10 protein-coding genes are annotated in these 12,419 nt (G+C 45.4%); 3 read left to right on the forward strand and 7 right to left on the reverse strand.

What is annotated here, in order from left to right:
• Positions 1-399 precede the first annotated feature (399 nt).
• The 6 genes from ABIE27_RS20145 to ABIE27_RS20170 form a co-directional block, all read right to left on the reverse strand.
• On the reverse strand, positions 400-564 hold the full coding sequence (locus ABIE27_RS20145) for a DUF3934 family protein (protein WP_123064959.1): 165 nt from the start codon (positions 562-564) through the stop codon (positions 400-402).
• A gap of 140 nt (positions 565-704) precedes the next feature.
• Positions 705-1,925, reverse strand: a complete 1,221-nt coding sequence (locus ABIE27_RS20150; RefSeq protein ID WP_429351336.1) for an MFS transporter — start codon at positions 1,923-1,925, stop codon at positions 705-707.
• A 21-nt stretch (positions 1,926-1,946) separates the two neighbouring features.
• Entirely contained in the window at positions 1,947-2,552 is a 606-nt protein-coding gene (locus ABIE27_RS20155) for a TetR/AcrR family transcriptional regulator (protein WP_123064976.1), read from the reverse strand.
• 216 nt (positions 2,553-2,768) lie between these two features.
• A complete protein-coding gene (locus ABIE27_RS20160; protein ID WP_429351337.1) occupies positions 2,769-3,920 on the reverse strand; it encodes a S1C family serine protease in 1,152 nt (383 codons plus the stop codon).
• Positions 3,921-3,932: 12 nt separating this feature from the next.
• Complete coding sequence (locus tag ABIE27_RS20165; RefSeq protein WP_123064956.1) at positions 3,933-5,072, reverse strand: hypothetical protein; 1,140 nt, start codon at positions 5,070-5,072, stop codon at positions 3,933-3,935.
• 425 nt (positions 5,073-5,497) lie between these two features.
• Positions 5,498-5,923 (reverse strand): VOC family protein, encoded by a 426-nt coding sequence (locus tag ABIE27_RS20170; RefSeq protein ID WP_123064975.1) that lies wholly within the window; start codon positions 5,921-5,923, stop codon positions 5,498-5,500.
• A 276-nt stretch (positions 5,924-6,199) separates the two neighbouring features.
• On the opposite strand from ABIE27_RS20170, the gene ABIE27_RS20175 reads away from it, so the two are divergent.
• Entirely contained in the window at positions 6,200-6,955 is a 756-nt protein-coding gene (locus ABIE27_RS20175) for a class I SAM-dependent methyltransferase (RefSeq protein WP_123064955.1), read from the forward strand.
• 177 nt (positions 6,956-7,132) lie between these two features.
• On the opposite strand, the gene ABIE27_RS20180 is transcribed toward ABIE27_RS20175, so the two are convergent.
• Entirely contained in the window at positions 7,133-9,304 is a 2,172-nt protein-coding gene (locus ABIE27_RS20180) for a penicillin-binding transpeptidase domain-containing protein (protein ID WP_429351338.1), read from the reverse strand.
• A gap of 175 nt (positions 9,305-9,479) precedes the next feature.
• Here ABIE27_RS20180 and ABIE27_RS20185 point away from each other — a divergent pair, with 175 nt between their 5' ends.
• On the forward strand, positions 9,480-9,884 hold the full coding sequence (locus tag ABIE27_RS20185) for a CBS domain-containing protein (protein WP_429351339.1): 405 nt from the start codon (positions 9,480-9,482) through the stop codon (positions 9,882-9,884).
• Positions 9,885-10,142: 258 nt separating this feature from the next.
• Entirely contained in the window at positions 10,143-12,419 is a 2,277-nt protein-coding gene (locus ABIE27_RS20190; protein ID WP_429351340.1) for a glycosyltransferase, read from the forward strand.

Below are 12,419 nucleotides of genomic sequence, written 5' to 3' on the forward strand. Positions count from 1 at the left end.
CAATTGCTTGCCGCACCGTGTAAACCGTGTTTTCTTGGCCGGAATTAGAATATACCATGTATCACTACCACTTGTAAAGCATTATTTATTAAATTTATAATTCCATATTACGGATTTTTTTGATGGTGGATGTACTCCATATAAATGCACCTTGTTTTTAAAGTCACATTGGTCTTAGATATCGGCCGCTTACCTTAAGAACTAAACGAAGCAGTGCACCTTAATATTTATATATCTCTATAAGAACCTTCTTAAATGTCTGATCCCATAAATGTCCGTTCCCCTATGCCTGCATAAAAAAACAACAGTTCTTCAGATATGATTACCATATCCAAAAACTGCTGTTTCTCTGACAAACGATGCACCTGATACGACTCTGCCTCTTCACATGTCCGTTTACTAAGACTTATCGGCAGCAGACTCGGCGCTTTCTTTATTCTTGGTTCCCTTGCTTTTATAAGGCTTTGGAGCACTCTTCGCCCGGTTGGCACTGGCCTGCCAGCGATTCCAGCCTTTTTTGCCCGTTCCGCGGCCCGTGCCGCCCTTACCTTTTGCTTTGCTCATGTAATCACTCCATTAATCCCGTCTATGTCTAAAAATGATCTTCCTCGGTAACGTTCCAAAGTAAATCAGCCCATGTGGTTCACTTTCAGCATTTCTTATTATAACAAACTTGAAGTGTTCACGCTCTTTATTTAGAAGAATTACACTTGAACCTTTGGCTCTTGTACCGATTTAACACTTCTTAGCACACGTAAGGACAATAAGAAACAGATGCCAAGAACGGCCGCAGCCGATACATACGGATAGTTAATATTCACATCAAACAACGCTCCAGCCACGATGGGTCCAGCAATGTTGCCCAGACTTGTATACGCAGAATTCAGTCCAGCCACAAACCCTTGTTGTTCCTCAGCCAACTTGGACATCTGCGTACTGATTGCAGGACGTAAAATGTCCATTCCCAAGAAAACGATAAATGTTACAACCAGAATCAACCAGTACGTGTGAACGAACAAGGTTAGTAATACAAATACGGAGACAAACAGCAAACATACCGTGATAACCTTCTTTTCCCCAAATGTGTTCAGCAGCCAGCCAATCAGTGATACTTGCACGACTGCTCCAGCAATGGAACCGAATGTAATGATAAACGCGATATCTTTGGTCGTGAAACCAAACTTGCGATCCACAAACAGGGAGAATACCGTCTCATAGTTAGCCAAACCAAAAGCCATGACAAATACGATGATTAGACTGAAAAAGTAAGGTTCCCGGTAAGAGTTGATAAGTTGGGATACCATACCTGGTGCTTTTACTTTCGCCCCGCTAGTTTCAGGTGTAGTCTGCTCACTCGCGCTCCGCTCGGATTCAGGCAAGATAATCAGTGTAATGATTGCAGCCAGCAAACCCGCAACCCCTGCCGCATAAAAGGGAACCCGTATGCCAAACTCGGCAATAAAACCGCCGATCCCTGGCCCGATGATAAAACCTGTTGTAATCGCTGCATTAATAAGCCCCATGCCTTTACCGCGTTCTTCCTCCGTTGTGATATCAGCCGTGTAGGCCATAACCGCAGGAAAGATCATCGCCGCACCAATACCACCCAGCATCCGGGCTGCGAAGAGCAGATAGGGTGCATTCACCGCACCAAACATAAATTCAGATACCGCGAAGATCAGCATCCCGAATATGATAATCTTTTTACGTCCCCACTGGTCTGACCACCTGCCTGCAGCTGGAGAGAACAAAAACTGTGTGAATGAAAAAGCCGCAAACAGAAGTCCCATCGTGAAGCCCGTTATATGAAGCAAGTTCATATAAGCAGGCATAATCGGCACAACCAGACCTATTCCCATAAATACGAGAAAAATATTAAACATCAACAGCAGCAATGCGCCCCTGTTACGTGTAAGTAAAGCCATGATTCCATCCTCCATCGTTGTCTAATTATGCTGTTTATCCTTGGCAATCCCGTGCAGAAATACACTGGCGGCCTGACGATACAATGCAAGAGCCTCATCGGGTTCCAGCTTCCGTGACATTTGACTGAGCCCAATAATGGTACTTTCCAAAATCAACGCGAGATGCTCTACATTCTGATCATTGAACTCCCCGCTGTCTATTCCTTCTTGAATCAGCTGTTTATTGAATTGGATGTGCCGCTCAAACAATACAGCGATTCGTTCTTCAATATCATTCTCTTTTTTCTCTCCGGTGAAGAACTCATCAGCCGCTTTCGTTAAAGGATGGTTGATATCATCCAGAATGAGTTGTTCCGCCAGGCCATAGATCTTCTCGGTGGAAGTGCGGTACAGGTGCACTTTGGACTTCCAGCTAGCTTCCCACTCCCGATCCCATTCATCAATGAGATAGAGGAAAAGCCCTTCCTTGCTTTTAAAATGGTAATATATATTCCCCTTGCTGCTTCCCGTCGCCGCGACGATGTCCTCAATAGACGTTGCTTTATATCCTTTTTGTACAAAAAGGGCTTTGGATGCATCTGCAAGTTTTTTCTTGGTTTGCTCGGACTGGAGCTGCTTTTTATTCAAACTCACAACCTTCACTCCATTCTTATATACTGAACATTCGTTCTGTATTCTATCAAATATAGATCTAATCTGCAATATAAAAAGGAGAACCTGCCATGTCGCAAGCTCTCCGTTTCGTTTATTGTTTGATAAGTTATCCATGCTTAATTAGGCCAATTTTAATACTTTGATTCAATGGAATGGACCAACTGTGGACCAATTCATTCCCGAATCCATTTATTTCTTCTTTTTACCTTGTCCATGTAATATCTTTAATTGGCCATTCTCGTATCCGACCTGATATGTCACGTTATATTGAGTCGTTACGTATTCCCCATCCTTGCGCTCTTCAGCAGCAATCACACCGCTCACTTCCATCTCTTCCTTACTCGTACTCGCAGACGAGATTTTCTCCACACTAACATAGCTCGTATACGTATAACCTTCACGGAACTTGGCGTAACTTGTGCCGCTCTGCCATTCACTTCCAAGTAGCGCATAGGCAGATACATAATCACTCATGTTCAGGTAGTTGTAAAAATCAGCAACCAAGGCTTCCGCTTCAGATAAAGCAGCGGACGACGTCTGCGAAGATGAGTCACGTACCGTTTGCGCCCCTTTGGTATCAGGTGAACGCTCTGACCATTGTTCCACCTGCTTCAAGACACTGGTGATGGGAATGCTGAACCCTAGTCCACCCTCCTGTTTAACCACCGTCGAATTAATCCCCAGGACTTCTCCCGTTTCGGCGTTAATCAGCGGACCGCCGCTGTTACCGTAAGTAATCGGAGCAGATATCTGATACAAGTTGGTATAAATATAGGGTGGAATTTCAAAACTGCGGTCAAGTCCGCTAATAATGCCAGTGGTCACCGTATTCTCAAAACCGAGCGGACTGCCGAGTGCCAGAATCTCATCACCAACCTCCGCTTTAGCTGACGCGATAGGCAGAGGTTCCATTTTTACAAGATCAGGGACTCTGACAACAGCCACATCCGTCTCTTCGCCAAAACCAATTACCGTACCCTGATATTCCTGATGATCCAAGGTGCGAATCGTCACCTCTTTGGAACCCTCGACGACATGCGCATTGGTGATGACATCGCCCTTGTTATTATATAAGAAGCCGGAGCCCAGACCATCGCTGCTTTCAATCGTAACTACTTTTCTCTGACTATCTTCAATAATCTGTTTACGCGTTTTCTTTTCCGTGGTGTTGGATGTTGTCTTTGCTTTCGGTTGATCCGCCTGTTTCGAGAAAGCCACAGCCAGTTTGGGAGCTAGCGCCATCTCATCTGCTGTATGCTGATGAATCCAGAATACCCCTCCAGCGCCAGCGCCAATGATTATTGCACTGGAAATGATCGTTCCCCACACACGTTTGCTCATTCTGCCGTCCTCCTACTCCACATACCATGATGCATTCGTAACCGTCACATTCGCTGCTTCATATACCCCATAATAGGAGGTTTCAAAATATCCCTCTTCTCCTACATCCAATATATCCGGATACACATAAACATCTGTCTCGCCGATATAATCACCATTCGAGGCATTGATGCTAACGATAAGCGCCACGGATGAAATGGGGCGTGTTCCCTGATTAAACACTGATCCACTGATATATAAGTCCCCATACTCATCCAGCTCAGCAGATAAATCCGTTACATATACCGCTCCTGTACGATTTCGAAGTTCTTCTTCCGCTGCCTGCTGCTCTGCTAATCGAATACGTTCTTCCTCCGCCTGCTCAAAAGCTTTCTTCTCACGCAATACTTCATCCCGGTATTTGGTCAGTTTCTGATCTTCAGGCGCATAAGATAATCCGTTGTCCACGGTTTGCAGTGCCGCTGTAAAATCACGCTTCTTCACTTGCTGCTCCGCCTGCTTGTAACTGATCCCTGCCAGCTTATCCGTAATCTGTTGTTTCACAGCTTCGGCTTCCTTACCGTTCAGCTTGGATAGTGTTTTGAGTTTTTCAGCGAGTGCCTCGACAGTTGTTAACTGATCAATTTCCTTTTTCACTTTCAAAACAGCCAGGGTCACCTTTCGATTGTTCAAAGCTGACCTTACCTTATCAAATACCGGCTCTTGGCGTTCGTTTAATGTTTTAGCCGCGGTTTGAATCATTTTGTCCGCTTCCGACAGCTTGCCTGTTTTGAGCAAATTCGCGGCTTCGTCCATTTGTTTTAGTACATTGCTGGCTTGCTCTGTAATTTGACGATCTTTAACGAGCGCTCCTACATTCGGTCTTTGAGCGAGGGCTTTGTCCAGCAACTCCAGGGCTTCTGAATATTCCCCGCCCAGTGCAGCCTTCTCCGCCTCAAGATGCAGTGTCTTCACATGAGCGTTAATCAGATTCTCCTGATTATAATAATACGTCAACAACGCGCCCATAATTGCTGCAAGCAGCAGTGGGATGACCCATAGAAATGGACTGCTCTTGCGCTTGTTCACCGTTCCGTTTGCAGGTGCATTACGTGGTTCGAGTCCTGCTGGCTCCGACCAGATTTGCTCCTCTGTGGAGCTGACTTGTTTCAATGGGGTTCCACACTTCTGACAGCGCTTTTCCCCAGAGCTATTTTTTGTCCCGCATATATGACAGTACACCTTGATCCCTCCAGCCTGAACGTATGTAGATTCAGATATGTCATCTGCTGTTTTGTTCTGTTGTCGTTCTGTTACTTGATATCACTCCAGAATATGTGTTGCCTAATCTCGGGGTGAATCGACATTTATCATATAGCAAAAAGGTAAAATGCACCATATATTCCTGATGAAAAAATAAGAGATGTAGTAAGGATTTATGCTGATTGCTTATTTTGTATTGTATCTTTTTAAAAAAAGACCCTCCTGTTTTCAAGGAAGGCCTTCATGTATATTCAGCAGGTCCGTCTGATGCGGATATATTTAGTTTCATTCATTTATCCATTCGAGGATAGTTAGCCGACATCATTCATGCCGATCTATTCGGTCTGGTTCGAAGGAAACGCGCTCAAATTAATATAAGATACTTCCCATAGATGGTTGTCCAAGTCTTGAAAGCTCCGTCCATACATAAATCCGTGATCTTGAGGTTCGTTATATGGCTTCGCTCCAGCATCAAGGGCAGCCTGTACAATCGCATCCACTTCTTCACGGGAACCAACAGACAAAGCGACGATCACTTCTGTTGTCTCAGCCGCATTCGCGATTTTTTTCGTGATAAAGGATTGGAAACGTTCCTCCACCAGAAGCATGGCAAATATATTTTCTCCGACAATCATACAGGTAGCCTTATCGTCCGTAAACTGGGCATTGAATTCGAATCCCACTTTCGTAAAGAAATCAACCGATCTCTTCAAATCCTGGACTGGCAAGTTAACAAAAATCTGATTAGCACGAACAGCCACCATTGATCACCTCGGATTCCTAGAATAGATTCCACCCCAAAATATCACCTCGCGTATGCGCTGTCAATTCGGTATAATGGGGCTATTCCAACATGTGAGGTGAAAGGGATGTTGTTCCCAATCGTTCGAAGTAATTAAACGTCGGGCTGGATCAAAACGCGTACCAGCTACCAAGGGGTAGGTCTGTCCTTTTGAGCCTGTTCGATGTGTAGAAGAACGATTGCCCATGACAACAATTCCTGATCATACCATCATATATTGGAGGAAGATTTGAATATGAGAAAACAGTGGGATTACAACACATTTTATGAACGTGTCGGTCAACAAAATGGATGGGATTTCAGCACAATGAAGGTGATTTCTGAACCCACAGACTGGGACTTCTATGATGAGGTAACTCGTTGCACACAACCGTCCGACCTGCTGCTAGACATCGGCACAGGTGGAGGCGAAGCCGTGCTGTCCATTGCTGAACATGCTCATCTGCTTGTCGGCATCGATTTGGCTCATGGAATGATCGAGACAGCTCAGCGAAATTTAAAGCGAACTACAAACTGCTCCAATGTGCGATTCATGCAGATGGATGCGGACAACTTACAGTTTCCTAAATCATTTTTCAATATCGTATCCTGCAGACATTCCGCATTCTTCGCGTCAGAAGTGTACAACGTTCTTGCAGAGGATGGCGTATTCCTGACCCAGCAGGTCAGCGAGCACGATAAATTAAATATAAAGCAGGCATTTGGACGTGGACAACATCTCGGCATAGAGCCTGGAACACTGCTGGAAAAGTACAAACAAGAGCTGAAACATGCAGGTTTCCAGCAAATCGAAGTCCGCGAATATAATGTAACCGAGCACTACACTACCCCGGAGGATCTATTGTTTCTGCTGACACACACGCCTATCGTTACTCAATTTGGAGAACTCGCGTCCGACCTGGACGTTTTCGAACCGTTTGTTCAAGTTCACCGGGACGAGAAGGGGATTCGCACCAACTCGGCACGGTTCATGATTACAGCCAGAAAATGATCTGAATTCCAACATGAATTTTAGTATATAAAGTAAAATGAAAAACGCGTCTTGGCGAACTGTATGGTTCACGCTAAGAACGCGTTTTTTGGTTATGTCTTATCGTTTCCAGACTTCATCGTCTAGATTGGTAGTCCTTTTCCATATTTTGATACGAGAAGCATGACTAGGTTACGGTCACGGCTCAAGCTGAAGCTTCTCCAAGAATGGCTTCAAGCGATCCACCACATAATGGCTGCCACCGCGACCATTCACCTCTTCGATTACGGCAGCCACCAGGAACGACGGTGATTCGGTATCAAAGGTAACGAAAAATCCGTTCTCCTGACCTTGCTCACCCTTCTTCGCTTTCAGTTCGGCCGTTCCTGTCTTGCCTGCAAGATTTCCAGCAATCGAGCTTAGGGCATGTGCCGTTCCAGCTTGTCGAGACACCACCTGTTTCAGTGCGTCAGTAACGGCATTGGCTACATCCGGTGTGATGATCAGCTCAGGATCAGGGGTCTCTTTTCCAACAATTAATACGGGTTTCACCATCTTGCCTTCATTCACAAACGGCGTAAACGCAGCGGCCAGATGAATTGGCGACATTAACATCTCACCTTGACCATACGAAGTATCTGCTAGCAGTACCTCGGAAGACAAATCCCTGTGCGCCTCATTCGCATACTGACTAGGTTTCAAATAGAGTTCATCCAGCCCGAAATTGTCACCAAACCCGAACTTTTGAATACCCTCGATAAACTTGGCGCTCCCCATCTCCGTCGCTTCCATCGCAAAATAAATATTGTCGGAGTATACTAGGGCATCCACCATATTCACAGGGCTCAGGCTTTTGACCCGTTTGACGTAATACCCGCCCCAGCTATCGTTCTTCCGCCATTGCAAACCAGAAATCTCGTGGGTTTTATCTGGTGTCGTCACCTTCTCCATCAATCCTGCCGCCGCAGTAACCGCTTTGAAGGTGGAACCGGGAGCGTATCTTGTTGTTACCCGGTTGATAAAAGGAAGCTTTTCGTTCGCCGAATAGGCATCCCACTCCGCCTGGGTCAGACCTGTGACCATTTTATTCGGATTGTAGGAAGGTGCACTCACCAGAGCAAGCATGTTTCCGTCCTTCGGGTCCATCATGACCATCGCTCCTGCATCGCCGCCACCCGCCAGCGTTTGATACAGCTTTTTCTGTTGTGCAGAACTGATCGTTAGTTGTACATCCTTACCGTCGATCGCATCTTTGCGGAGCAATTCAGAACGCGTGTTACCCGCTTCATCCGTAATTTCAATTAAACCGCCACGCTCTCCGCGTAGCTGCTTCTCCATAGACTGTTCAAGTCCAGCTTTGCCGATCCAATCTTCCGCACGGTAATACCCTTCGGTATCTTTGTCCAAGTCTTCCTTGGTGGCCTTGCGCACATATCCGATCAGATGTGCCGCTGCCTCACCAAGCGGATAATAACGAATTTCCTTACTTTGCAGCGCAACTCCGCTAAGAGAAGAAGGGACATCAAATTCCTCTGTTGAGCCCATTGGCACAAAAAATTCCGGTTTCACCCATGTCTGACCAAGTGCCTTCTGAATGGCTTCCACGGACACCTTGTAATGATCCGCGATGCGTGTGATCATCTGATCCGGATTCTCTCCGAGCTTCTCGGGTACGATGCCCCACTCATTCATGGTGCCTTGGGTTGCAAGCGGCAACCCGTCACGATCTACAATATCCCCTCGATTCGGGAACAACGTCTTCACCCGAACTTTGCTACCTTTTACCATGTCACTGAGGATCAGGGACGGCTTCCAGTTAATCTGCCAAACTTTGCTCCCGTCCTCCAGCTCCTGTCGAACCAAACTAAGTGTATGTGTCTCGTTGACTTCGCCTAAAAACGTGGTCAGATACAAATCATAATCGGTCTGGTATAAGTCAGAGCTGTCTGCATCTTGCTGTGTCTTATCCTTACCCTTTTCATTTTCTGTGGTGGTTGATCCAGTCTGCGTATCGTTTTTATTTTCAGTTTGCGTTGTTTGATTGCCAAGGTTTGTCTCAGCCCCGGCCTCTGACGGTTGCGCCGGCCGCAGTTCGGCCTTAATAACAGAGACCTGCATCCCTGAATAAATAGCATTATATTTCTCAACAAATTGTTCCTTGGTCATGCCCGCCTCAGTCAACGAAGCAGGTGACATCAACGAATACAGTTGGCCAAACTCTTTCTTTTGTAGATGCTCTATGTACTGGTTTACCGTTGTCTGCGGTTTTGGTTCCTCCGGTTTGCTATGCTGCATATAAAGATACATTCCAATACCGCCTGCAAATAGAATCGGCAAAAGTCCATATAATAATTTACGTTTCGATTTCATGCCATATCACCTCTACTCTATACTATAAATTTCCTGCGCCGATTAAACAATGTAACAAATCTGATGAATTTGTCATTAAAAATAGCCTTAAGCTCACATAATATGTTTAAATAAGAATAGTGAATTACATACTAAAGCTTTTTTGCGATGCAAAAGGCTGAAAAGGAGCCCGATGATGGAAATCAGCTATTTTTTACTCCCAAAAGCCGAAGTGGCCTATATCAAGTCTACCGCTTCCATGAAAGATGCTATTGAGCAGTTGGAATCGCACCACTACACCGCCATTCCCGTAATTGATCCGGATGGAAAATATGTTGCTACTCTGTCCGAAGGTGATCTGTTATGGAAAATGCGCAACACGCCCGGCTTGACATTTGATAACATGGATCAAGTGCAGGTCAATGAGATTAGCCATCGCGTTTATAATGAATGCGTGTACATCGAAGCCGAGATGGAAGATATGCTGACTCTTGCGGCAGACCAAAACTTTGTACCTGTGGTGGATATAGATCGTGTCTTTCTCGGAATCATTCGTCGTAAAGATATCATTGAATATTACACCCGCAACATATCCGATTAGAATGAATCTTGGGCAGCCTAGGAATGCCCTACTGAGATAACGGTGCCTGCAAAAGATCAATCGAAAAAGGCGAGCCAACAGGCTCGTCTTTTTTTGTGTAAATATTCAGCCGACGCAACTTTTCCACATTATGGGCTTAGAATAAAAGTGTTGCTAATTTTTGTTCAGAATTCGTTCAGAACGCTATGGTAAGATGGACATACGGTTAGACTTGATGAACGTTGATTCTTTCACCAATCATAGAGAGAGGTATGCACCTTGAATCGTTTAAGCACACGCAAAAAAATGCTGGTTACCGCAACGGTAGTCATGTCTTGTATTTACGTCATATGGCGTACCTTCTTCACCATTCCTTTTGGCCATGGCCCGCTCGCTGTGACTGCCGGTCTTGCCCTCCTGATTGTTGAACTCATAGGTATGTTCGAGCTCGCTGTGCATTTTTATAATATGACCCGGCTTGAATATCCCGAACTCCCCATTGTCGATGAGTCATTGTATCCAGATGTTGATGTTTTTATAGCTACGTATAATGAACCTGCGTCCTTACTTTTCAAAACGATTAACGGCTGTCTCAACATGGATTATCCAGATCGCTCCAAAGTACATATCTTTCTATGCGACGACTCCAATCGTTCCGAGATGCGAGAGCTGGCAGATCATATGGGGATTAACTATCTGACTCGGACAGAGCACATCCACGCCAAAGCTGGAAATTTGAACAACGCCATGAAACATACTTCCTCCCCTCTAATCGCCACGTTTGATGCCGATATGATTCCGAAGCATGATTTTCTGACGTCCTGCGTGCCTTATTTTCTGACAGGAGAAAAGATCGGCTTCGTACAAACCCCGCAAAGCTTCTATAATCCTGATCAGTTTCAATACAATCTGTATTCCGAAGCTCGAATCCCGAATGAACAGGACTATTTCTACCGTGATGTGCAGGTTGGGCGAAACAAATCCAATTCCGTCATCTATGGCGGAACGAATACGGTACTTTCGAGACAAGCACTCGAAGATGTGGGCGGTTTCTATACCGGCTCCATTACTGAGGATTTTGCCACTGGCATTGAAATGCAAAGCAAAGGATATCGCTGTTTTGCCACCAATAAAGTGCTTGCTTCGGGACTTGCTCCCGGTGATCTGAAAAGCCTGATCAAGCAGCGCCAACGCTGGGCACGCGGATGTATTCAAACGGGCAGAAAAATGAACATTTTGTTCAAGCGCGGACTTACCTTTGCGCAAAGACTGAATTACATCTCTTCCATAACCTATTGGTATTCTGGTCTAAAACGAGTGCTGTACATCATGTCGCCAATTCTGTTTGCTGTATTCGGTGTGCTCGTGGTGAAGTGTACCATTCTGGAAATTCTCGTTTTCTGGTTGCCGATGTATCTGTTAACGAATATGTGTCTGCGCATGCTGTCAGGTAATATTCGAACCACGAAATGGACGAATGTATACGAAACAATTTTGTTTCCGTCACTGCTGCCTGCGGTTATTCTCGAAACACTGGGCATCACGATGAATAAATTTGCGGTGACCCGCAAAGACGGTGCTCATAACGATCGCAGCTACCAGCTCAAACAGATCATTCCGCATCTGATTTTGGCTGTGCTCTCTGTAATCGGTATCGTCAACTGCATTCACTGGACATTTAGTCAGGGCACCATTGGATTCCTCGTTGTTCTATACTGGCTGTTAATTAATTTCTACAACATAATGATGTCGATCTTTTTCCTAAGCGGACGTAAAGTGTTCCGCAACTATGAGCGTATTCTGGCTACAGTGGACTGTACACTAACTACTGAAGGTGAAACTCTGTCCACGGTTACGCATGATATTTCAGAAGGCGGAATCGCCATTGTACTAGATACACCGAGATATATCCCCAGCGAAGCCGAATTTGCTGTACGTCTGGTAACGGATCATTATTCAAGCGAGTTTACGGCCAAGGTAACACATGTAACTTCAATCGGTAATAAATGGAAGTATGCATTTAAAGTGCACGAGATTACAGAGCAGGATCAGCGTCAGTTGTTACATATTGTGTATGACCGCGAGCCTACGCTTCCGCAGAAGCTGGACAAAGATATCAGTACATTCGAGGACATCCGTCTGAATTTTGTAAGACGCGGACAAGTGGGCCTCATGTCCAATCGCAAGCTGGCACGCATTCCGCTGAATCATGAACTGAACACACCCGATTATGGAACCGTTACACTGATGGACTTTAATTATGAATTTTTGCTTGTGAACATATCACGGCAGGAAATGGTCTATGAGCTTTGCTTGCCGCTTGCCGAAGACCTCGTCCTGGATTGTGTATGGGCGAAGTCGATGCGAAGCAAACATGGCATTCTGTACCGGATCAGAAATATTCAGGACATTGCCCGAAATGGACAAATGCCTGAACTGGAAGCTCTTTTGAAACAGTGGAATGTGGCGTATACCGAGGCAGGCCGACCCAAACGCCCAGTACAGAATAAAAGCTTCATTTCGAATGATGAGCTGGACGAGATGGCCTATTTATAA

It is taken from the genome of Paenibacillus sp. 4624 (assembly GCF_050435065.1).
Taxonomy (GTDB): Bacteria; Bacillota; Bacilli; order Paenibacillales; family Paenibacillaceae; genus Paenibacillus; species Paenibacillus amylolyticus_D.

Excerpts from the sequence above, each read along its gene's own strand:
- ABIE27_RS20145 (WP_123064959.1), bottom strand. The coding sequence starts at position 564 with ATGAGCAAAGCAAAAGGTAAGGGCGGCACGGGCCGCGGAACGGGCAAA.
- ABIE27_RS20150 (WP_429351336.1), bottom strand. The coding sequence starts at position 1,925 with ATGGCTTTACTTACACGTAACAGGGGCGCATTGCTGCTGTTGATGTTT.
- ABIE27_RS20160 (WP_429351337.1), bottom strand. The coding sequence starts at position 3,920 with ATGAGCAAACGTGTGTGGGGAACGATCATTTCCAGTGCAATAATCATT.
- ABIE27_RS20175 (WP_123064955.1), top strand. The coding sequence starts at position 6,200 with ATGAGAAAACAGTGGGATTACAACACATTTTATGAACGTGTCGGTCAA.
- ABIE27_RS20180 (WP_429351338.1), bottom strand. The coding sequence starts at position 9,304 with ATGAAATCGAAACGTAAATTATTATATGGACTTTTGCCGATTCTATTT.
- ABIE27_RS20185 (WP_429351339.1), top strand. The coding sequence starts at position 9,480 with ATGGAAATCAGCTATTTTTTACTCCCAAAAGCCGAAGTGGCCTATATC.